Annotated in this window: 25 protein-coding genes; 8 read left to right on the top strand and 17 right to left on the bottom strand. The window is 57.8% G+C overall.

Translation table 11 applies throughout. The features are described from left to right. Window positions 1–460 precede the first annotated feature (460 nt). The gene (mutH, locus tag LRL22_RS08860) at window positions 461–1,135 is read left to right on the top strand and encodes a DNA mismatch repair endonuclease MutH (RefSeq protein WP_042084339.1); all 675 of its coding nucleotides are present in this window, start codon (window positions 461–463) and stop codon (window positions 1,133–1,135) included. Between the two features lie 80 nt (window positions 1,136–1,215). Then, entirely contained in the window at window positions 1,216–1,539 is a 324-nt protein-coding gene (locus LRL22_RS08855) for an isoamylase early set domain-containing protein (protein WP_005348910.1), read from the top strand. A gap of 108 nt (window positions 1,540–1,647) precedes the next feature. Here LRL22_RS08855 and rplS read toward each other — a convergent pair whose 3' ends face one another. The 5 genes from rplS to ffh all read right to left on the bottom strand — a co-directional run bounded on the left by rplS (window position 1,648) and on the right by ffh (window position 5,165). Then, window positions 1,648–1,995, bottom strand: coding sequence for a 50S ribosomal protein L19 (rplS, locus tag LRL22_RS08850; protein ID WP_005313505.1), 348 nt, complete (start codon window positions 1,993–1,995; stop codon window positions 1,648–1,650). 32 nt (window positions 1,996–2,027) lie between these two features. Then, window positions 2,028–2,777 carry a tRNA (guanosine(37)-N1)-methyltransferase TrmD gene (gene trmD / locus LRL22_RS08845; protein ID WP_005340400.1) on the bottom strand — a complete coding sequence of 250 codons (750 nt, stop codon included), beginning with the start codon at window positions 2,775–2,777 and terminating at the stop codon, window positions 2,028–2,030. A 34-nt stretch (window positions 2,778–2,811) separates the two neighbouring features. Continuing rightward, window positions 2,812–3,333 carry a ribosome maturation factor RimM gene (gene rimM / locus LRL22_RS08840; RefSeq protein ID WP_005340394.1) on the bottom strand — a complete coding sequence of 174 codons (522 nt, stop codon included), beginning with the start codon at window positions 3,331–3,333 and terminating at the stop codon, window positions 2,812–2,814. A gap of 24 nt (window positions 3,334–3,357) precedes the next feature. Next, on the bottom strand, window positions 3,358–3,606 hold the full coding sequence (gene rpsP / locus LRL22_RS08835) for a 30S ribosomal protein S16 (protein WP_005340392.1): 249 nt from the start codon (window positions 3,604–3,606) through the stop codon (window positions 3,358–3,360). A gap of 182 nt (window positions 3,607–3,788) precedes the next feature. Then, on the bottom strand, window positions 3,789–5,165 hold the full coding sequence (gene ffh / locus LRL22_RS08830; protein WP_064338811.1) for a signal recognition particle protein: 1,377 nt from the start codon (window positions 5,163–5,165) through the stop codon (window positions 3,789–3,791). A 202-nt stretch (window positions 5,166–5,367) separates the two neighbouring features. On the opposite strand from ffh, the gene LRL22_RS08825 reads away from it, so the two are divergent. Together LRL22_RS08825 and LRL22_RS08820 are read left to right on the top strand one after the other, a co-directional pair. Further along, entirely contained in the window at window positions 5,368–6,156 is a 789-nt protein-coding gene (locus tag LRL22_RS08825; protein ID WP_270905210.1) for a cytochrome C assembly family protein, read from the top strand. 42 nt (window positions 6,157–6,198) lie between these two features. Further along, complete coding sequence (locus LRL22_RS08820) at window positions 6,199–7,479, top strand: HlyC/CorC family transporter (RefSeq protein ID WP_042053332.1); 1,281 nt, start codon at window positions 6,199–6,201, stop codon at window positions 7,477–7,479. Between the two features lie 40 nt (window positions 7,480–7,519). On the opposite strand, the gene LRL22_RS08815 is transcribed toward LRL22_RS08820, so the two are convergent. Continuing rightward, a complete protein-coding gene (locus tag LRL22_RS08815) occupies window positions 7,520–7,990 on the bottom strand; it encodes an Rrf2 family transcriptional regulator (protein ID WP_005340388.1) in 471 nt (156 codons plus the stop codon). 111 nt (window positions 7,991–8,101) lie between these two features. On the opposite strand from LRL22_RS08815, the gene hmpA reads away from it, so the two are divergent. Continuing rightward, the gene (gene hmpA, locus LRL22_RS08810; RefSeq protein WP_270905209.1) at window positions 8,102–9,295 is read left to right on the top strand and encodes an NO-inducible flavohemoprotein; all 1,194 of its coding nucleotides are present in this window, start codon (window positions 8,102–8,104) and stop codon (window positions 9,293–9,295) included. Between the two features lie 99 nt (window positions 9,296–9,394). On the opposite strand, the gene LRL22_RS08805 is transcribed toward hmpA, so the two are convergent. From LRL22_RS08805 to LRL22_RS08780, 6 genes are all read right to left on the bottom strand, one after another. After that, complete coding sequence (locus LRL22_RS08805; protein WP_041202422.1) at window positions 9,395–9,979, bottom strand: tetratricopeptide repeat protein; 585 nt, start codon at window positions 9,977–9,979, stop codon at window positions 9,395–9,397. A gap of 395 nt (window positions 9,980–10,374) precedes the next feature. Then, the gene (gene mdh, locus LRL22_RS08800) at window positions 10,375–11,310 is read right to left on the bottom strand and encodes a malate dehydrogenase (RefSeq protein ID WP_005340384.1); all 936 of its coding nucleotides are present in this window, start codon (window positions 11,308–11,310) and stop codon (window positions 10,375–10,377) included. Window positions 11,311–11,531: 221 nt separating this feature from the next. Next, window positions 11,532–12,194 carry an arginine ABC transporter permease ArtM gene (gene artM / locus LRL22_RS08795; protein WP_005348902.1) on the bottom strand — a complete coding sequence of 221 codons (663 nt, stop codon included), beginning with the start codon at window positions 12,192–12,194 and terminating at the stop codon, window positions 11,532–11,534. Window positions 12,195–12,197: 3 nt separating this feature from the next. Then, window positions 12,198–12,848, bottom strand: a complete 651-nt coding sequence (gene artQ, locus LRL22_RS08790) for an arginine ABC transporter permease ArtQ (protein ID WP_103251361.1) — start codon at window positions 12,846–12,848, stop codon at window positions 12,198–12,200. A gap of 3 nt (window positions 12,849–12,851) precedes the next feature. After that, window positions 12,852–13,589 carry a transporter substrate-binding domain-containing protein gene (locus LRL22_RS08785; RefSeq protein ID WP_270905208.1) on the bottom strand — a complete coding sequence of 246 codons (738 nt, stop codon included), beginning with the start codon at window positions 13,587–13,589 and terminating at the stop codon, window positions 12,852–12,854. Between the two features lie 24 nt (window positions 13,590–13,613). Continuing rightward, entirely contained in the window at window positions 13,614–14,354 is a 741-nt protein-coding gene (locus tag LRL22_RS08780; RefSeq protein ID WP_270905207.1) for an ATP-binding cassette domain-containing protein, read from the bottom strand. Between the two features lie 201 nt (window positions 14,355–14,555). On the opposite strand from LRL22_RS08780, the gene argR reads away from it, so the two are divergent. Continuing rightward, window positions 14,556–15,026: a transcriptional regulator ArgR gene (gene argR / locus LRL22_RS08775; protein ID WP_005340378.1), complete on the top strand. Its 471-nt coding sequence runs from the start codon at window positions 14,556–14,558 to the stop codon at window positions 15,024–15,026. Window positions 15,027–15,116: 90 nt separating this feature from the next. Here argR and LRL22_RS08770 read toward each other — a convergent pair whose 3' ends face one another. The 5 genes from LRL22_RS08770 to glnK form a co-directional block, all read right to left on the bottom strand. Further along, window positions 15,117–16,022, bottom strand: coding sequence for a Dyp-type peroxidase (locus LRL22_RS08770; protein WP_270905206.1), 906 nt, complete (start codon window positions 16,020–16,022; stop codon window positions 15,117–15,119). A 103-nt stretch (window positions 16,023–16,125) separates the two neighbouring features. After that, complete coding sequence (locus LRL22_RS08765) at window positions 16,126–17,160, bottom strand: ABC transporter ATP-binding protein (RefSeq protein WP_270905205.1); 1,035 nt, start codon at window positions 17,158–17,160, stop codon at window positions 16,126–16,128. Window positions 17,161–17,242: 82 nt separating this feature from the next. Next, the gene (locus LRL22_RS08760; RefSeq protein WP_270905204.1) at window positions 17,243–18,868 is read right to left on the bottom strand and encodes an ABC transporter permease; all 1,626 of its coding nucleotides are present in this window, start codon (window positions 18,866–18,868) and stop codon (window positions 17,243–17,245) included. 39 nt (window positions 18,869–18,907) lie between these two features. Further along, window positions 18,908–19,915: a Fe(3+) ABC transporter substrate-binding protein gene (locus LRL22_RS08755; protein WP_005357960.1), complete on the bottom strand. Its 1,008-nt coding sequence runs from the start codon at window positions 19,913–19,915 to the stop codon at window positions 18,908–18,910. 258 nt (window positions 19,916–20,173) lie between these two features. Further along, entirely contained in the window at window positions 20,174–20,512 is a 339-nt protein-coding gene (glnK, locus tag LRL22_RS08750; RefSeq protein ID WP_005341406.1) for a P-II family nitrogen regulator, read from the bottom strand. Window positions 20,513–20,713: 201 nt separating this feature from the next. Between glnK and arfB the strand changes: the two genes are divergently transcribed. Next, window positions 20,714–21,130, top strand: coding sequence for an alternative ribosome rescue aminoacyl-tRNA hydrolase ArfB (arfB, locus tag LRL22_RS08745; RefSeq protein WP_270905203.1), 417 nt, complete (start codon window positions 20,714–20,716; stop codon window positions 21,128–21,130). Between the two features lie 29 nt (window positions 21,131–21,159). Next, entirely contained in the window at window positions 21,160–21,651 is a 492-nt protein-coding gene (locus LRL22_RS08740) for a methylated-DNA--[protein]-cysteine S-methyltransferase (protein ID WP_270905202.1), read from the top strand. Window positions 21,652–21,912: the final 261 nt, after the last annotated feature.

Genomic DNA, 21,912 nt, shown 5'->3' with positions numbered 1-21,912 from the left:
ATCTTGTGATAAAACAACTGGATCTAGATCCATGTTACCCCAAGAGTCAGATCCATGATCCGGATTGTGAACAAGTTCAACTGCTCAAAGATCCACCGCGGCGAAATTATCCACAGGAGTGGCACAATATCTACCCCGTTTACCCTGTAAAAATGGGGTGGCATTCACAATTTTTTGTAACATATCAGCGACTCCAACCACTTTCATCCACTTATCCAAGATTTCTGTGGATAACTGTGTGTAACATCATGCACAAACCCTTGGACAACTATTTCGAGGTCAAACCAGACCTGGATTACTGCTCGATAAAACAGACAAAACCCTTTAAAATCATAATGATGAGCTGATAGCCCCCAAATTCTCTGCATTTGATCTTATCCACTCAGGATCGGTTATAAAAACAGCGATCCTTCTCGGGATCCTCCCCTGTTAGAATATGGCGAGCAAGATGGAGCCAAACATGCCAAGCAATCCCCAATCCGAGCAGGAGTTATTGAGCCGCGCCTATGCCATGGCTGGCTTCACGCTGGCGCAGCTGGCCGCCGAGGCTGGCGTCGCGGTGCCCAAAGACCTGCGCCGTGACAAGGGGTGGGTCGGTCAGTTGATCGAGCTGCAACTCGGGGCCAGCGCAGGGAGCAAGCCGGAACAGGACTTCCCGGAGCTGGGGATCGAACTCAAGACGATCCCTGTGGATCCTCAAGGCAAACCGCTGGAGACCACCTTCGTCTGCGTCGCCCCGCTGATCGGTGTCAGCGGCCAGCGCTGGGAGGAGTCCAACGTGCGCAACAAGCTATCCCGGGTGCTCTGGATCCCGGTGGAAGGCAGTCGCGAGATCCCGGTTGGAGAGCGGCGAGTCGGCATGCCGCTGATGTGGAGCCCGAATGAAGAGGAAGATCGGCTACTGCGTCAGGACTGGGAGGAGCTAATGGACATGATAGTGCTGGGAGAAGTGGAGCAGATCAGCGCCCGCCACGGCCAGGTGATGCAACTGCGGCCCAAGGCGGCCAACAACAAGGCGCTGACTCGCGCCATCGGCCGCGATGGTCAACCCATCATGACCCTGCCGCGCGGCTTCTATCTCAAGATCGACTTCACCCACAGTCTACTGCAACGCTATTTTGCCTTGCCGACTTGATCTGCCTTATCAACATCTTTGTCACATGGTGGTATAAAAATAGACAGGAGCCATTTTTAACTCACAGACAAGGAGGCGTCATGCCACTGATCAAACAGTTTTTGAAGTCCAAGCCCGAGGTCAAGGTGACCTTTGCCGTAGAGAAAGAGGCGGCTGCTGGGGCAGAACAGGTGATGCTGATCGGCGAGTTCACCCAGTGGCAACCGGTCGAGCTGAAACGAATGAAGAGCGGCGAGTTCAAAGCCACCCTCAATCTGCCGACCGACGGCCCGGGGTACTTCGAATATTGCTACCAGCTCATCACACCGGCAGGGGAAACCCTCTACGAGAATGACTGGGCAGCCGACGACTATGTGCCAGGCCCCTTCGGACGCGACAACTCGGTAGTTCGGGTCATCCAGTAACGGCCCCCAGATAGCCAATAGACGGATACAAAAAAGGCTCGCCATTGGCGAGCCTTTTCACTACCTGTCGAGCGTTTCGCCGACATACCGACACCAATTCGAATCGAATTAGTTGAGCTTCTCTTTGATACGAGCAGCTTTGCCGGACAGGTTGCGCAGGTAGTACAGTTTGGCGCGGCGAACATCACCACGACGCTTCAGTTCTACACTGTGGATCAGCGGAGAGTGAGTCTGGAATACACGCTCAACACCTTCGCCGTTGGAGATCTTGCGAACGGTGAAAGCAGAGTGCAGACCGCGGTTACGCTTGGCAATAACGATGCCTTCGAAAGCCTGCAGACGCTCTTTACCACCTTCTTTAACACGAACTTGAACACGTACAGTGTCGCCCTGGGCAAAAGCCGGGATGTCGGTACGCAGTTGCTCTTGTTCAAGCTGCTGAATAATCTTGCTCATTGTCTTTCCTTACCTAGGATAAACTGAAAACTCTACTTAACGCTGTCACGCACTTCGCGGACATACTCGGCAAGAAGTGATTCTTGCTCGTCAGTCAGAGCTAGGTTGTTAATAAGTTCCGGCCTTCTTTGCCAGGTTCGTCCGAGTGATTGCTTGAGACGCCAGCGTCGAATCACTTCGTGATTGCCGCTTGTCAGCGCCTCGGGCACCGCCAATCCATCCAACACCTCCGGCCGAGTATAGTGGGGATGATCCAGCAAGCCATCCGTAAAGGAGTCTTGCTCGGCACTGGCCTGATCGCCCAAAACCCCAGGGACCAGACGCGAAACCGCATCGATCAGGGTCATGGCAGGCAACTCGCCACCACTTAACACGTAATCCCCGATAGACCACTCTTCGTCGACTTCGGTTTGTATCACGCGTTCATCGATACCTTCGTATCGACCGGCTACCAGAATCAGTTTCTGATTCGTCGCCAACTCGGTTACGCCCGCTTGAGTCAGCTTGCGTCCCTGAGGAGAGAGATAGATGACTTTCGCCCCGTCTCCCGCTGCTTGCTTGGCTGCATGAATCGCGTCACGCAGCGGCTGAACCATCATTAACATGCCGGGCCCACCACCATAAGGACGATCATCGACCGTACGGTGTTTATCGTGGGTAAACTCCCGGGGGTTCCAGCACTCAATCTGCAGCAGGCCACTCTTGACGGCCCGACCCGTTACCCCGTGCTCGGTAATGGCTCGGAACATTTCAGGGAAGAGGCTAATAACCCCAATCCACATAAGAAACCTCCGGCACCCGTGTTAGCGCGGGAAACTAGAAACCAGGATCCCAATCAACTTCGATTGTTCGAGCAGTCAGATCAATATTCTTGATCACCTGCTCTTCCAGGAACGGAATCAACCGCTCCTTTGCACCAAAGGCATCTTTTACATTGGCCTCAACCACCAACACATCGTTGGAGCCGGTTTCCATCAATTCGGTCACCTTGCCCAGGTCGTATCCCTTGGTGGTCACCACGGAGCAACCAATCAGGTCACGCCAGTAGAACTCACCTTCAGGCAACGCAGGCAACAGATCGGCGGGTACGCCAATCTCGACATTGGTCAATGCCAGGGCATCTTCGCGCACATCGATACCATCGAGTTTGCAAATCAGACCCTTGTTGTGACGTTTCCAGGATGAAACCCGAATTTCACGCCACGCCCCGTTCTGATTAATCAGCCAGGGGTTGTAATCGAAAATCGCTTCGGCAACATCGGTGAAGGAGTTCACTTTAAGCCAGCCCTTGATGCCATAAACGGTACCCAGGGTGCCCAGAACTACAGGTTTTTCCACCTTAACTCCTTACCGTTGGGCTGATTAAGCAGCTTTTTTAGCGTCTTTGATCAGCTTGGCAACGCGGTCAGAAACAGCGGCACCAGTAGCAACCCAATGCTCGATACGAGCCAGGTCTAGGTTCAGCTTTTCAGCTTGACCAGCAGCAACCGGGTTGAAGAAACCAACGCGCTCGATGAAGCGACCGTCACGGGCGCAACGGCTGTCAGAAACTACTACCTGGTAGAACGGACGCTTTTTCGCGCCACCACGTTGTAAACGAATGGTTACCATATCGTCCTCATTAACATCTAATGAACAAGGCCCGCAAACACGCGGACCCTAGCTTAAAATAAGCCGCGTAATTCTACTTGGATTTGTAATAATTGCAACCAAGCCAGCCATTTTTTGCGCAGAGCAGCAATGAAAAGGGTCTGCCACCGGCAGACCCTCATGCAATACGTCAGCCCGGATAATCAGAACGGGCCGCGACCGCCACCAAATCCCGGTGGCAGCATGTTCTTCATCTGACTCATCATTTTGCGCATGCCACCCTTGCCGGACATCTTCTTCATCATGCGCTGCATCTCGGTGAACTGCTTGAGCAGCTTGTTCACATCCTGCACCTGCATGCCGGAACCTGCGGCGATACGGCGTTTGCGTGAGCCCTTGATGAGATCTGGGTGAGCACGCTCCTTCGGCGTCATGGAGCTGATGATGGCCTCCATTCGCACGGTGAGCTTGTCATCCATCTGATCTTTCACGTTATCCGGCAGACCGGACATGCCGGGCAGCTTGTCAAGCATCCCCATCATACCGCCCATATTGCGCATCTGGGCCAGCTGCTCGCGGAAATCTTCCAGATCGAAGCCTTTGCCACTCTTGACCTTGCTGGCCAGCTTGGCTGCTTTCTCTTTATCGACGTTGCGCTCGACTTCCTCGATAAGAGAGAGCACATCGCCCATACCGAGGATGCGGGAGGCGAGGCGATCCGGGTGGAACGGTTCCAGCGCATCGGTCTTTTCACCCATACCGATGAACTTGACCGGCTTGCCGGTGATGTGACGCACCGACAGGGCGGCACCACCTCGGGCGTCGCCGTCCGCCTTGGTAAGGATGACACCGGTGAGCGGCAGCGCTTCATTGAACGCCTTGGCGGTGTTGGCGGCATCCTGACCGGTCATGGCATCCACCACGAACAGGGTCTCAACCGGCTTGATGGTGGCATGCAGATCCTGGATCTCGGCCATCATCTCGCTATCAACGTGCAGACGACCGGCAGTATCGACGATCACCACGTCATAGAATTTCTTGCGCGCCTGATCGATAGCTGCGGTGGCGATGTCGACCGGCTTCTGGCTGGCATCGCTCGGGAAAAAGTCGACACCGATGTCGCTGGCCAGGGTCTCCAGCTGCTTGATCGCCGCCGGACGATAGACGTCGGCACTGACTACCAGCACCTTCTTCTTGCTGCGCTCTTTGAGCAGCTTGGCCAGTTTGCCAACTGTGGTGGTCTTACCGGCCCCCTGCAGACCGGCCATCAGGATGATCGCTGGCGGCTGGGCAGCCAGGTTGAGCTGTTCGTTGGCCTCCCCCATCACGGTGACCAGTTCACCGTGCACAATCTTGATGAATGCCTGGCCCGGGCTCAGGGATTTGGCCACTTCCTGCCCGACTGCGCGCTCTTTGACACGCGCCACGAAATCACGCACGACCGGCAGGGCGACATCCGCCTCGAGCAGCGCCATGCGAACTTCGCGCAGGGTTTCCTTGATATTGTCTTCGGTCAGGCGACCACGGCCACTGACATTGCGCAAGGTGCGCGAGAGTCGTTCAGTCAAATTCTCAAACATGACGGATTCCGGTTCTTGGCGTAATAAATTGGGGGCATTATAACCCAGAGCGGGCGCGAGGACGATTATTCACCGCACCGCAGCAGCAGGGACCTTCTCCCTATATATGGGCAGATCGGCCGTTGCACAACTGGCGAGCACTTCTCGTGCAAGGTATACTGCCCCTCTTACCCTCAAAAGCTTGTGCAACAACGACCTGGTTATGATCGTAATCTCTGTTCTGGCCCTGGCGTTTTATCTGCTGGCCATCATCGCCTCCCTGCATCTGTTACTGAGCGCCAAGCCGGTGGGACAGCGCTCCCTGTTTGCCTGTATCGGATTGGCCCTGATCACCCACGCCAGCGCCCTCGGTTCAGAGGTATTGCAGAGTTACGGCCAGAACCTGAGCATGCTCAACGTTGCCTCGCTGGTCAGCCTCATCATCAGTTGCTTCATGACTTGCGTAACCCGCCGCTTCAACGGCTGGATCCTGCTGCCGGTGGTCTACAGCTTCTCGGCCTTGTTGCTGGCTGCCAGCGCCTTGATCCCGGGTCGCTACATAACCCATCTGGAGGCCCATCCCCAGCTGTTGCTGCACATAGGCCTCGCCCTGATGGCCTACTCGGTATTGATGATCGCCTGTCTGTTTGCGCTGCAGCTCGCCTGTCTGGACAAACAGCTTAAATCGAGAAAAATCAGCAACCTGCCAGCCATGCCGCCACTGATGACAGTGGAAAAACGGCTGTTTCAGTTGATCTCTGCAGGGGTGCTGCTACTGACACTTTCCATCGCCTCCGGCCTCTTCTTCCTCGAAGATATGTTCGCCCAGGGCAAGTCTCACAAGGCTGTGCTCTCCATCCTGGCATGGTGTGTCTACGTGTTGCTGCTGTGGGGTCATCACACCTATGGCTGGCGCGGCCGCAAAGTCATCACACTCAGTCTGATCGGCAGCTTCATCCTGACTCTTGCCTACTTTGGCAGTCGCTTCGTCAAAGAAGTGCTGTTGAGCTGACACCTATACTCTTTTAGCCATACCATCCAACAGGAGCCCTTTTTGGACAGCATCTCAACGAGTACATTACTGATTGTTCTCGTTATCTTGATCCTTCTTTCCGCCTTTTTCTCCAGTTCCGAAACCGGCCTGATGTCCATCAACCGCTACAAACTGCGGCATCTGGCACAGACCAAACACAAAGCCGCACGTCGCGTCGAGCAACTGCTCGCCCGCCCCGATCGCCTGCTGGGGCTGATCCTGATCGGCAACAATCTGGTCAATATTCTCGCCTCCGCCATCGCCACCATCGTCTGTATCCGGCTGTTTGGTGATCTCGGGGTCGCCATCGCCACCTTCGGGCTGACCCTGGTGGTACTGGTATTCGGTGAAGTGACCCCCAAGACCCTGGCCGCCATGTTTCCGGAGAAGATCGCCTATCCCGCCTCCTGGATCCTCAAGGGGCTGATGGTGCCGCTCTCGCCGCTGGTCTGGCTGATCAACGGCATCACCAGCGGGCTGCTCAAGATGCTGAAGATCAATCCCAACAAGGATGACGCCCTCAACACCGAGGAGCTGCGCACCATCGTCAATGAGGCGGGTAACCTGATCCCCCAGCGTCATCAGGAGATGCTGCTGAGCATTCTGGATCTCGACAAGATGCTGGTCGAGGACATCATGGTGCCGCGCAGCGATATCTACGCCATCGACATCAACGATGACTGGAAGAGTATCCAGCGTCAGCTGGCCCACTGCGCTCACACCAAGATCCTCCTCTATCGCGACAATATCGACGACGTTGTCGGATTTTTACACGCGCGCGATGCCCTGCGGCTGGTAGCCAGGGACCAGTTCAACAAATCGAGTCTGTTGCGGGAAGTGGACGAGATCTACTTCATTCCGGAAGGAACTCCGCTCAACGTGCAGCTGGCCAAATTCCAGCGCAACAAGGAGCGAATTGGCCTGATCGTCGACGAATACGGCGACATTCAGGGGTTGATCACCCTGGACGATATTCTGGAAGAGATCGTGGGCGACTTCACCACCTCCATGACGCCAGCGCCGAGCGACGAGATCCACCCCCAGTCAGATGGTTCTTATCTGGTCGAAGGCTCAGCCAATATTCGTGAGCTGAACAAGGAGATGAACTGGCACCTGCCCATCGACGGCCCGCGTACCCTCAACGGTCTGATCCTCGAATATCTGGAAGAGATCCCCCAGCCCAACATCGGGATCCGGCTGGCCGGTTATCCTATCGAGATCCTCGATGTGGAGAACAACATGGTCAAGATGGCGCGGATCATGCCAGCATCGTATCGGGCGGAGTCGGATTCGCAAGATTGAAAAAGGGCTGCCACTGGCAGCCCTTTTCTATTGCTCATCGTCATTGCTCATCTTCATCATCCGGCTCAAGCACCAGCGTCGGGATCAACTCGCCGAACACCCGTTGCAGCTCGTCACGGTTGGCCAGCAGGTCTTGCAGCGTATAGCTGTCCATCACCGCCAGAAACGCATCCATCGCCTCTTTCAGCGCACTCTTGAGCAGACAGACAGAGACGATGTGGCAAGCGGGCGAGCCGCAGTCAATGCCGTCCAGATTCCCTTCCAGCGCCCTGATCACCTGCCCGATATTGATGGTGGCGGGATCGCAAGCCATACGAATGCCGCCATTCTTGCCCCGCTGGGATTGCAGATAGCCCAGCTTCACCAGCTGATTGACCACCTTCACCATGTGGTTGCGGGAAACGCCATACAGGGCCGATACCTTGGCAACGCTCGACAACTCCCCTTCCGGCAGGGTGGCAAGATAGAGCAGGGCTCTCAATCCAAAATCTGTATAACTGGTTAGTCTCATAAAACCTGATTAGCGCGATGCGAAAAGTGGAGTATTGATTCAAATCAAATAAACATCTAGGATGCCACTTATTAAATGACATTTTATATGTTCAATTAGAACGAGGCCCCTATGCTAGATCAAACCACCGTTGCCGTCATCAAAAGCACCATTCCGCTGCTCGAATCGGCAGGCCCTGCCCTCACCCAGCACTTCTACCAGCGGATGTTCAGCCATAACCCGGAGCTGAAAGATATCTTCAACCTGGCCCACCAACGCAGTGGCGGCCAGCCGCTGGCCCTGTTCAATGCAGTCGCCGCGTATGCAAAGAATATCGACAATCTGGGAGCGCTCGCCGGTGCGGTCGAGCGGATTGCGCACAAACATACCGGATTCCTGATCCAGCCGGAACAATATCACATTGTAGGTAGTCATCTCTTGGCCACGCTCAAAGAATTGGGCGGAAGTGCGGTCACCGACGAGGTGCTGGAGGCATGGGGCAAGGCGTATGGCGTGCTGGCCGACATCTTCATCGGCCGCGAGCGGGAGATCTATCAGGAGAAGGCAAGTCAGGATGGCGGCTGGCAAGGCACCCGCACCTTCATCATCAAGGAGAAGCGAGCCGAGAGCGACCTCATCACCTCCTTCCTGCTGGCACCGGAAGATGGCAAGCCGGTACTGACCTTCAAACCGGGCCAATACCTCAGCATCAAGCTGGTTCACCCCGAGCTGGAATATCAGGAGATCCGCCAGTACTCCCTCTCCGATGCCCCCAACGGGCAGGATTACCGCATCAGCGTCAAGCGTGAGCCGCAGGGTCAGGTCTCCAACCTGCTGCACGATCACCTGCAGGCGGGTGACAAGATCGAAGTGATGCCCCCTACCGGCGATTTCTACCTCAAAGCCAACAGCCAGACCCCGGTGGTACTGCTCTCCGCCGGTGTCGGCGTGACGCCGATGATGAGCATGCTCAACCAGCTGCTGGCGAACGGCCATCAGGCTGATGTCACCTGGCTGCACGCCTGCGAACAGGGCGCTGTACACGCCTTCCGGGAGGATATTCAGCAAAAATCCCGCCAGAATCCCAACTTGCTGAGCCGGATCTGGTATAGGGAGCCGGAGGCCAGTGATGTGCAGGGTCAAGATTACGATCTGGCCGGCACCATGGATCTGACTGCCGTGAAGGAGCGCATCACGCCGCAGGCCCACTACTACTTCTGTGGCCCCGTCGGCTTCATGCAAGAGATCAAGCGGCAGCTGCTGGCGGCTGGGGTGCCAGCGGGGCAGCTCCATTACGAAGTTTTTGGCCCCCATCAAGATCTCTAAGGCGCGGGCAGCCATATAACAGAGGGAGGTTCCGGCCTGTCATGGCACGGCGGCTGGAACCGGACCCACAGGTGCAGATCTGTGGGTCATTTTTTTGGATCAGTGCATCGCTTTGGCGCGGGCCACCACGTTGGCCGGCATCCGGTTGCCAAGACGGTTGAGCAGACTCGCCGCCTTCTGGTGCAGCGCCTTGTCACCGATGACGGAGCCATGGAGCCAGCGATAGGCGTCCTCATAATCGAGCGGACTGCCCATCCCCTGCAGCAGCATCTCGACCCACTCGATGCGAGCCCGCAGAAAACCGAGGCTGGCTGCCTCGCGCATCAGAGTTTCGGCTCGCACCAAATCCTTCTGCACCAAAGTTCCTTTCCAGTAGTAGCGACCCAGCTGCTCCAGCGCTGGCGCCAACCCCTGATTGGCCGCCTCCCACATATATTGCACGCCAAGCTCGGCGTTGGGTTTGGTACAGACACCCCACGCCAGCATATCCCCCCAGAGGAATTGATAGGCTGGGATCTTCATCACCGAGGCGCGCGCTTCGATATCCTGAGTCAGCTGACAGCGATCCTGTTTAACCTGAGTGAGGTGGCGCCCCTGCTCAATCCAGTTGAGCAGCTCGTCCTGACGATAGAGCGGCACCGCCTGCAACTCGCCAGCGGCCAGAGGTGCGGGAGGCGCCACCACAGCGGCAGGCTCAGCCGGTTTTGGCAGCGGCGCGCCCCCATCGCCACTGCTGGCAACGGGTGTGACCGGCTCGGCCGGAAGCAAGACGGGGACTGCCTCAGAGGGCGCTGGCGTAGCAGCAGAGACAGGCGCCGTTGCCACCGCAGCACTGCTTGCGGTCGGTGCCGATGCACTTGCTGCAGGCGCATCGCTCGATACGGCAGCCGATACCGCCTCGGCACCATAGAGGGGCGCGGTGAATGCACCGACAAGAACGAGAAGGGTAAGGGGTTTCATCATAAGGATCTCCTGCTGCACTCTGTTATCGGCACTAACCCCCATCCCCTTAGCCTGCCGGGCGGATCTCATCAATACAAAAGGGAGCCGAAGCTCCCTTGTTGGCACGGTTGACCCGCTTACTTGACGAAATCGACACCCAGCTGGATATCGGCTTTCAGGGTAGCCAGCATGCCTTCCATCGCTTCCTGCTCGAAGGCGCTCAGCTTGCCGTAATCCAGTACGGTTTCGACGCCGTTCTTGCCCAGCAGTACCGGCTGCGCGAAGAAGGTGGCGTGCTCGCCGTTGCCTTCCACGTAGGCGCACTCGACAACGTTGGCTTCGCCCTGCAGACCCTTGATAAGGGAGAGACCAAAACGGCAAGCCGCCTGACCCATGGAGAGGGTCGCAGAACCGCCACCGGCTTTGGCTTCCACCACTTCGGTACCGGCATTCTGGATGCGCTTGGTCATGGCTGCCACTTCTTCAGCAGTGAAGGAGGCACCTTCAATCTGGGAGAGCAGCGGCAGGATGGTGACGCCACTGTGACCACCGATCACGTTGACGCGTACCTTGTCGATGTTCAGCCCTTTGGCGGCGGCCACGAAGGTCTCGGCGCGGATCACGTCCAAAGTGGTGACACCAAACAGACGACGCTTGTCATAGACACCGGCTTTCTTCAGCACTTCGGCGGCGATGGCAACAGTAGTGTTGACCGGGTTGGTGATGATGCCGATCAGTGCTTTCGGGCAAGTGGCCGCGCACTTCTCGACCAGATTTTTGACGATACCGGCGTTGATATTGAACAGGTCGGAGCGATCCATCCCCGGCTTGCGTGCCACACCGGCGGAGATCAGCACTACATCGGCCCCAACCAGTGCAGGAGTCGGATCTTCACCGCAGAAGCCCTTGATGGCGACGTCGGTAGGAATATGACTGAGGTCAACGGCCACACCCGGGGTGACCGGGGCGATGTCATACAGGCTCAGCTCGGAGCCAGCCGGCAGACGGTTTTTCAACAGCAGAGCGAGGGCTTGACCGATGCCACCAGCGGCACCCAGAACGGCAACTTTCATGATCAACTCCATGTTTAAGCGTAGGTTTAAGGTTGTTTCTTGTTGTGCGCCCAACCTTAATGGATCCCCCCATAAAAAACAATCTGATAACAGTTGCAGTCACGGGTTCTGTGAGCCACGAAACACGCGGGAGCAAAAATTGGAGGGAAATACAAAAAGTTGGAGGAGAAGCACAGTTTTTCTGCACTTCCCCTTACCATAAAGAGGTAGTTGTGAAGGTTTCAGGATTGAAATGCCAACGCCCGTTTTTCACACCAGCGAAAACCAATTGTTAACAATCCGTTCATCGCCAGATAAAGCCCGCCAGCCACCCCGAACACCGCCAGGGTATCGTAGGTCTGGGCATTCAACCCCTGCGCCAGCCCCATGATGTCCATGATGGTGATGGTACTGGCGAGGGAGCTCCCCTTGAGTACCAGGATCACCTCGTTGGAGTAGGCAGGCACCAGATGACGGGCAGCATGACGCACCTTCATCCACAAGGTCTGGCGGCCGTTAAAGCCAAGCGCACGACACGCCTCTACTTCACCGGCCGGGATGGCATCAAGCGCCCCCTTGAATAACCGGGTGGAGTAGGCCGCCGTGTTGAGACCCAGCGCCAGCACGGCGCAGAACCAGGGCTGCTTGAGCAGCGGCCAGAGCGGGCTGGCTTTCAGCCACTCGAACTGGCCCGGCCCGTAGTAAATCAGGAAGATCTGGATAAGCAGCGGCGTACCGGTAAAGAGCAGCACCCACAGCTGCACCAGCTGGGTCGCCACCGGCAGGCGCAGCTCCAGCACCCAGGTCATCAGGGCCGCCAGCACAATCCCCAGCAGCAGGCTGAACAGGGTCAGCTCCAGCGTGGTGACAAGACCGCCCAGCAACGTAACGAGATACTCTTGCATCAGTTAGCCTCCGTAGCGGCGGGTGTAGCGGGCAGCCAGCCCGAGGCCATATTCACTCACCAGACTGATGGCCAGATAGATGAGGGCCGCCGCGGCATACCAGGTGAAGGGCTGATAGGTACTGGCCGAGGCCATCTGCGCCTGACGCATCATCTCGTTCACCCCGATAAGCGACACCAGCGCGGTATCTTTCAGCAACACCAGCCACTGGTTGCCGAGGCCCGGCAGGGCATGACGCCACGCCTGCGGCAACACGATGCGAAAGAAGATGTGGCTCTTGCTCAATCCCAGCGCCAGTGCTGCTAATCGTTGCCCTGAGGGCACCGCATTGAGCGCCGCTCGCAGGGTCTGGGTCGCATAGCTGGCAAACAGCAGGGAGAGCGCCAGCACGCCACAGGCAAACGGGCTGAACTCCACATACTCGCCAGTGATGAGGAACAACACCTGGGTCGAGCCGAAGTAGATGAACAACACCACCAGCAACTCGGGCAGGCCACGGATCAGCGTGGTCAGGGTGGCCACCGGCCACACCAGAGCGCGTTGTTTGCTCAGCTCAGCCGCACTGAACGCCAGTGCCAATACCATGCCCCCGACCAGTGATGCCAAGGCCAGCCCGAGGGTCATCCAGGCTGCATCCAACAACAGGCTCAACATAGCTTACTGCGCGAAGTATTTGTCGAAGATTTTCTGATAGGTGCCGTTGGCCTTGATCTCGGCCAGCCCCTTGTTCAGCTGGGTCAGCAGCTCCTGATTGCCCTTGGCGACCGCGATGCCAAAGCCGGTACCGAAGTACTTGGCATCCGTCACCGGTGCACCCACCACCGCATACTCCTTGTGCTGCTTCAGCCAGTCGGCTGCGACAGCGGTATCAGCAAACACACCGTCGGTACGGCCATTCATCATGTCGAGGAAGGCGCTCTGGTAGCTGGCGTACGGCACGGTCAGCAGACCCTTGCTCACCCAGTTATCCAGCAGATAGGACTGGTGAGAGGTACCGTTCTGCACGCCGACTGTCTTGTCGACCATCTCTTCCGGCCCCTTGAAGGCCCCTTTCTTGGCGACGAATACTGCCGAGTTCTCGTAATAGATGTCGGAGAAATCGACCTGCGCGGAGCGCTCCGGAGTCACGTCCATGGCGGCGATGGCTGCATCATAGCGACGGAATTTCAGGCTGGGGATCAGGCTGTCAAAGGCCTGGTTGTGGAAGCTGCACTCCAGTTTGGCCTGCTCGCAGATGGCGCGGGCCAGATCGATGTCAAAACCCTGAAACTCGTTCTTGTCATCCAGGTATTCGAACGGTGCGTAGGTGGCCTCGGTGGCGAACTTGATCTCTTTGGCCATGACGGAGGTACTCAACAGGCCCATGGCAGCAACCAACAACAGACTCTTTTTCATGACAGCTTCCTTATCGATTCAATATCAATGCATCAAGAATTCGGCAAACCGGCTGGTTTGCGGGGATTGGAAAATGGCAGCGGTGCCGGATTCGATGATCCGCCCCTTCTCCAGATAAATCACCTGACTGGCCACCTTGCGGGCAAAATCGACCTCGTGGGTCACCACCACCTGGGTAATGCCGGTCTGGCTCAGGTTGCGGATGATCTCGGCCACCTCCTTGGTGATCTCGGGATCGAGGGCAGCAGTCGGCTCGTCAAACAGCAACACTTCCGGGTCCATCATCAGGGTACGGGCAATGGCAACCCGCTGCTGCTGACCGCCGGAGAGACGGACAGGCCAAGCATCGCGCTTGTCGGCCAGTTGCAGCTGGGCCAGCAGGTAGGCCCCCTTCTCGATGGCGGCCTCCTTGCTCATGCCGAGCACCTTGACCGGCGCTTCAATCAGATTCTCCATCACAGTGAGATGTGGCCAGAGATTGTACTGCTGGAACACCATCCCCACCTTGCGACGCAGCAGTTGGGACTGGCGGTTGAATTCGGCAGCAGAGAGGGAGTTCGGGAAAGAAAATTCACTTTCACCAATCCGCAGAACACCCGCATCCGGGGTATCCAGCAGATTCATCATCCGTAGCAGGGAACTCTTGCCAGCACCGCTCGGGCCCAGCAACACCAAGGTTTCACCGGGAGATGTCCGAAAGCTGACCTGTTGCAGAACCGGCACCTTGTGCCAGGACTTCTCGATACCTATTAATTCAATACCCATACAGCCCAATTGAATAAGTTTTCAAAATTTCATCCCGATTCTATCCCTAATAAAGGTTGATGCAAGCCATTTTTGAATCAATATGCAGAACAAGCGCCGCTTCCTTGCAAAAAACGGCATATGAATGCAAAATGGCCCCGCTGTTCGTATCTGCCGCCTGTATCGCACAGGCCGCCACACCTCCTCATTCGTGAGACCAAGATGAAACACAACGACAAGCAAGAAAAACTGGCCAAGGCCTTTAAAGCCTTGCTGAAAGAAGAGCGCTTTGGCTCCCAGGCAGAAATCGTCACCGCCCTGCAAGAGCTGGGCTTCGAGAACATCAACCAGTCCAAGGTATCGCGCATGCTGAGCCGCTTCGGCGCCGTTCGCACTCGCAATGCCAAGATGGAGATGGTCTACTGCCTGCCAGTGGAACTGGGCGTGCCCACCACCTCCAGCCCGCTCAAGAATCTGGTACTGGACGTCGATCACAACGGCGCACTGGTGGTGATCCACACCAGCCCGGGCGCAGCCCAGCTGATCGCCCGCCTGCTCGACTCCCTCGGCAAGGCAGAGGGGATCCTCGGCACCATCGCCGGTGATGACACCATCTTCATCACCCCGACCAGCGATACCGATATCGAAGAGCTCTACCTCTCCGCCCTCGAGCTGTTCGAACAGACGCCGTAATGGCCGCTACCGCGTCATCGCGGTCACGCCAGAACGAAAAATCCCGGCCAAGGCCGGGATTTTTGTTTTCTGCAGCTTCGTTAGGCGGGCTTATTTGCCCTGCGCCATCAGAAAACCCTCCGATGGGGCGAAGAAAGCGGCGCCGGTCACCGCCTTGGTGAAGCGCAGCAGGTGGTCGAAGTGGCTGCCCTCCCCCTTGTACATGCTGGCCAACATGGCGTTGAAGTGCTGCGGAGTGCGGCAGCAGGAGATGAAGTAGAGCCCCTGCTCGGTCATGGTGCCCCAGGGCATGCTCTGGCGCAGGATCTCCATGGACTCCCCTTTCGGCGTCTTGAGGTTGACCCGCTTGATGTGGGCGGTCAACGGCTTGGCGGCAGACTCATACTCGATGTTGTCGGGCTTGGTGCGACCGATAATGTCTTCCTGCTCTTTTTGCGCCAGCTTCTCCCAGTCGCTCATGGCGTGGACCCAGCGCTGGACATGAATGTAGGAGCCACCGGCAAACTCGCCATCGGCCAGCAGCGCCACTTCGGCACGGTGTTCATCCTGCGGGTTCTCGGTGCCATCAACGAAACCGGTCAGGTCACGGAAATCCAGGTTGCGGAAACCGCGCACCTCTTCGGCCAGCTCGACCAGCCCGGCCAGCAGCGCCATCACGCGGTGACCGGCGTGGTGCAGCACATCCACCCGATCGGCACGCAGCTGAATAAAGAGATCAAACGGGGTGTTGGGGGCTTCCTGACCGTTGGCGGATTGCGCCATAAAGCTGCGGAACTGGGGCGGACGGGCGGCAGGGTAGAGACCATCCCAGGCATCGGCGCCAACGGCAACCAGACCGCTGAAACCGGCATCGGGGAAATCGGAGGCGACCGCCTGCCACAGGGCGGGCAGTTTGGCCAGACGGCCGACCAGTTCGGCGGCATCGCCGGTACGATTGAACATCAGATAGAGGGCGTGCAGATTCGGCTCTGCGCAGATCCCGGCTTGGGCTTTCATATATCTCTCCCCTGAGTAGGCGTTAGCGTTACGGGCTATTTGCGTTGCGCGATTATAAACCAGAGTGGATCCAGTTCTTTGATTTCACGACGATATCACGCGTTCAGGGCAAAGGGTCAAACAACACCAGCCCATGGGGGGCAACCTTGATCCGTGCCCGCCCCCCATCAAGGGGCTCGCCAATGCTCGCCTCCAGCTGCAGCTCGCCACACTCGAACAGCACCCGGCAGTGGTGGCCGAGGAACTGCTGCTCCACCACCTTGAGCTCGCCATCTGCGGCGCTCTCCAGCAGCAGTTGCTGAGGGCGGAGCATCAGCTGTAACTGCTCACCCACCGCGCGGCCATGAGGCTCGCTGCCACAAATGACCCCGAGCGCCGTCTGCACGCAGTGGCTGTCCACCACCTCGGCAGCCAGATAGTTGACCCCGCCGAGAAACTCCGCCACGAAGCGGTTTTGCGGGCGGCGATAGAGCTGCTCAGGCTGGCCCACCTGCTCGATGTGACCGGCGCGAAACAGCGCCAGCCGATCGGCGAAGGCGAACGCCTCCTCCTTGCTATGGCTGACGAAGATGGCGCCAATCCCCTGCTGCTTGAGCAGGGCGCGGATCTCGAGGATCAGCTTCATCCGCACCTGGGTATCGATGTTGGAGAAGGGCTCATCCAGCAGCATCAGCCGCGGCTTGCACACCAGCGCCCGGGCGATGGCTACCCGCTGCTGCTGACCACCGGAGAGCTGGTGCGGATAGCGATCCCCCAGCCCCTGCAGATTGACCAGCGCCAACGCCTCATCCACCTGCTGTTGGCGGGCACTGCGATCGAGTTTGGTCAGACCAAAGCCAACATTGTCGGCCACCGTCAGGTGGGGGAAGAGGGCGTAATCCTGAAAGATCATCCCGATATTGCGCGCCTCGGGCGGCACGCTGGCACCCGGCCCGTCGAGCAGGGTATCGCCGAGGCGAATCGAGCCCTCAGCCAACGGCAGCAGCCCGGCGATGGCCTTGAGAAGCGTGGTTTTGCCGCAGCCACTGGCTCCCAGCAGGCAGACGATCTCGTTGTCTGCCACCGTCAGGGAGAGCTGCTCCAGCACATTGCGGCCGTTGTAACGGCAGCTGACATTTTCAACCTGCAAACAGGACAAGGCTGACTTCCTCTCGTTTCTGGCGGCGTGCTGCCTTTCGGTTCAGCACACCGCATGCAATTTCATTGACCGACGCGGCGACTCAGTGGCCCGGACTGTCCAGACTGCGGTTGACCCAGATCAGCGGCAACAGCCCCACCAGCACAATGACGATAGCCCCCAGCGCGCCGCGCTCCAGCATCTCGTCCGAGACAAACTGATAGACGTGGGTCGCCAGGGTATCGAAGTTGAACGGCCGCAGCAGCAGGGCGGCGGGCAGCTCCTTCATGGATTCGATGAATACCAGCATGGCACCGGCAAACAGACCCCGGCGCACCAGCGGCAGATGAACCCGCCGCAGCATGCCGCCATCCCCCTGCCCCAGGGAGCGGGCAGCCATGTCGAGACTGGGGGAGATCTTGCCCATGCTGCTCTCCACCGAGCCGATGGCGATAGCCACGAAGCGCACCAAATAGCCGAACACGATGGCGGTAATGGTGCCGGTCAGCAGCAAGCCCGGCCCCTGACGCCCGAGCCACTCGGCCAGATCGTTGATGGCAAAGTCGAGGGCGGTGAGCGGCACCAGCACCCCGATGGCGAGCACGGTGCCCGGCATGGCGTAACCCATGGCGGCGATGCGCAGGGGCAACAGACTCTTTATACCGCCATCGAGGCGGCGGAAGAAGCCGAGCAGCAGGGCGATGCCCATCGCCAGCAGGGCGGTCAACGCCGAGATGAGCAAACTGTTACCGGCAAAACGAACGAACTCCGGTGTCCACGACAACTCGAAGTAGCGCACCCCGTAATCGAGCAGGATGACAAACGGCAGGCCGAAACCGGCCAGCACCAGCCCCCAGCACCAGAGACCGGCCAGAGCGCGACTCATCCCCTTGAGCGGATAGCGCAGCGGCTGCTCATGGCCCATCGACTTCTGGAACACCTGCTGCCGACTGCGCGAGCGGCGCTCCAGCGCGATCAGCAGCACCACAGCCAGCAGCATCAGGCAGGAGAGTTTGGCCGCGGTGGCCAGACTGCCATAGCCGAGCCAGGTGTCGTAGACCGCCGTGGTCAGGGTGTTGATGGCAAAGAAGTGGACGGTGGCGAAATCGGCCAGCGTCTCCATGGCCACCAGCGATACCGCCACCATGATGGCGGGGCGCGCCAGCGGCAGACTGAGACGACGAAAGCTCTGCCACGGGGTACAACCAAGCAGGCGGCTGGAGTGAATGAGGCTAACCGACTGCTCGAGAAAAGAGGCGCGGGTCAGCAGATAGACATAGGGGAACAGCACCAGTGCCAGCACCCAGGCGGCACCGCCAAGGGAGCGAATGGCCGGAAACCAGTAATCGGCCGGACTGTTCCAGTCAAAGAGGGCGCGCAACCCGGCCTGCAACGGGCCCGAGTAATCGAGCAAGTCGGTATAGACGTAGGCGACGATATAGGAGGGCATCGCCATCGGCAGCATCAAGGCCCACTGCAGGACACGGCGCCCCGGCACCTGACACATGGCCACCAGCCAGGCGGTGGGCACGCCAAACAGCAGGCTTAGCAATACTACGCCGACCACCAGCCCCAGGGTATTGCTCAGATAATCGAGCAGCACGGTATCGGCGAGGTGGCGAAAGAGATCTCCCTCAGCCGAGAAGGCAGAGAAAAGCAGGGCTATAACCGGTAAACCCAGCAGCAGGGCGGTGGCCCAGCTGCCGGTCATCCATCCAAAATTTTTCATGAGACCACAGATGTTGATGGGGCCGTTGGCCCCATCTGATTACAAGTCGAACTTCACTTCATCCAGCAACTGCAAGGCGTCCTTGCGGTGCTTGGCGTAATCGCTGACCGGTAGTGCGTCAGACTTGAAACTGCCCCAGGACTTGACCATGGCGGAAGGCTCGACTCCGGCCTTGACCGGATATTCGGCGTTCACGTCCGCATACATGTGCTGGGCGGTGTCGCCAGCCAGAAACTCCATCAGCTTCTGGGCCTCGGCCTTGTTCTTGGCATACTTGGTCATGGCCACGCCACTCACGTTGACGTGTGCACCGCGGTCAGCCTGGTTCGGGAAGTTGATATAGACCGCATCCGCCCAGGACTTCTGCGCAGGATCTTTCAACATGGCGCCCAGATAATAGCTGTTGCCGAGCGACACGTCACAGATACCATCCTTGATCGCCTTGACCTGATCCCGGTCGTTGCCCTGCGGCTTGCGCGCCAGGTTGGCCTTGACCCCTTCCAGCCAGGTTTTGGTCTCGGCCATGCCGTGATGGGCAATCATGGAGGAGACCAGCGCCACATTGTACTCATGCTTGCCGCTGCGGGTGCAGATTTTCCCTTTGAATTCCGGCTTGGCCAAGTCTTCGTAGCTGATGGTATCGAGCTTGCCGAGGCGCTCCTTGCTGGAGTAGATGGCGCGAACCCGGGTAGTCAGGGCGAACCAGCGATTCTCCGGATCACGATAGATAGCGGGGATGTTCTCCTGCAGGATCTTGCTGTCCACCGGCTGCACCAGCCCCTTGTCCACCAGATCGGTCAGACGGCTGATATCGACAGTCAGCATCAGGTCGGCCGGAGAGAGCTTGCCTTCCCGCTCCAGACGCTCGTTCAATCCCTCTTTGGCGAACACCACGTTCACCTTGATGCCAGATTCCTTCTCGAACTGCTGGATGATGGGCTTGATCAGCTCATCCTGCCGGTTGGAGTAGACATTCACTTCCCCGGCCGCCAATGCCGACTGAGCTGCCAACGCAGAGAAAGCCAGTGCCAACATCTTCATTTTCATCATCCATTCCTTGATTAGCTATACAGAGTGATAACGATTTCCGTTTGCATTCTGCATACATCTTATAAGCGGATCAAGAAAGCTCGCCGTCGCCACATCACATATTTAATCGCCCACAAATGAAAAGGGCCGGATGGAATCCCATTCGGCCTCTTCAGAGCAAAACGTTATGTTGATCAGGCTTCAATAAGCGCTCACTCCATCGGGATTCCCCGAGATCAGGAGGTCAACAGATCTGTACGTCACGGATGCGGTTCATCACAGCGCCTCGTCGTCACTCTCGCCGGTGCGGATGCGCACCGCTTGCAGCAAGTCGTAGACAAAAATCTTGCCGTCGCCGATCTTGCCGGTATAGGCCGCCTTGCAGATCGCCTCGATCACCCCTTCCACGTTATCATCGGCGGTAGCAATCTCCAGCTTCACCTTGGGCAGGAAGTCGACCTGATACTCGGCTCCCCGGTATAATTCGGTGTGTCCCTTCTGGCGGCCAAATCCCTTGACCTCGGACACGGTCAGCCCTTCCACCCCCAGGTTGGCAATAGCCTCGCGGACATCGTCCAACTTGAACGGTTTGATAATCGCACTAATCAGCTTCATCTGGTTGCTCCCAATCCATGGTGTGTCATGAATCGGGTTTCAATTCTTATGCCAAGTATTTTTATTGTTTTATTTCATATAGATAGAGTTTAATGACCGCGCCATTCGCCAGGCACATCCCCATAACCGGCCAGCACGCCCCATAATGAGGCACCATGCTGCAGCGGTCAGCGGGTATGCACCAAACAAGAGCAAAACAGCATGTTAGTTATCTCCAACAGCGTCACGATTCCCTGGCATGAGTTGCAATTTCAGACCATGCGGGCACAGGGCAACGGTGGACAGCACGTCAACAAGACCGACTCCGCCGTCTGGTTGCACTTCGATTACCGCAACTCTCCCAGCCTGACGCCCCTCTACAAGGAGGGTCTCGACAAGCTGAGCGATAGCCGGGTACACGATGGCTTTATCCTGATCCGGGTCGAGAGCCATCGCAGCCAGGACATGAACCGCAAGGAGGCGATGAACCGCCTGGTGGAGTTGCTGAAGAAGGCCGCCTGGCGCCCCAAGGCCCGCCATGCCACCAAGCCGACCCGCAGCTCCCAACGCAAGCGGGTTGATGCCAAAAAGCGCAAGGGTGATATCAAATCCGCCCGCGGCAAGCCAGTTCTGGACTGAGCCTCCCCGCCCCCAAAGGATGTCAGCCGATGAGATACAGTTTTTGCGACAGCGCCCGCGGCCCGCTGCTGGTCGCCATCGATCAGGATGGCCTGCGCCACGTGGAGTTCATGCACGGAGAGCGGCCCGTCATGCCGCAAACTGACTGGCAACGGGATGACAAGGCGTTGGCCCCCTATCTTGCCCAGTTCAACGCCTATTTCGCCGGAAAATTGCAGCAGTTCAATCTGCCCATGGCAGCGAAGGGCACCCCGTTCCAGCAAACGGTGTGGAATGCTTTGTGCGATATCCCCTATGGCGAGACCGTGAGCTATCTCGAGATTGCCCAGGCGATAGGCAATCCCAAGGCAGTGCGAGCAGTAGGCGCTGCCAATGGCCGCAATCCGCTGAGCATCATAGTACCCTGCCATCGGGTGATCGGACGCAGCGGCGATCTGACCGGCTATGCTGGCGGCATTCCCATCAAGCGCTGGTTGCTGGCACTGGAACAGACAGGCACAACATTCGAGCTGGCCCCATGAGACGATGAGCGCCTTGGAGAGGGCGAGACAATATGGTGACCAGAATGAAAAGGCTTTCAGTCAGTGACCACGCTTTGCTGACAAGATGAACAGAAAATGAAGAATCGCCTCAGAACTACTTCAGATTGAGCTTGGCATGATGGCTCCATACTTGAATGGCACGGCTCATTCGCTGATTCAAGTAGCACCCATGTGACGCTTCCAATCTGTCTTTTTCCCCGCGCCTCCTCTGAGGCGCTTTTTTTGTGCCGACACAACAGG

It is taken from the genome of Aeromonas sp. PI_26 (genome assembly GCF_027854445.1).
In the GTDB taxonomy this organism is placed as follows: Bacteria; Pseudomonadota; Gammaproteobacteria; order Enterobacterales; family Aeromonadaceae; genus Aeromonas; species Aeromonas veronii.
This window is presented reverse-complemented; position numbering and strand designations above follow the sequence as displayed.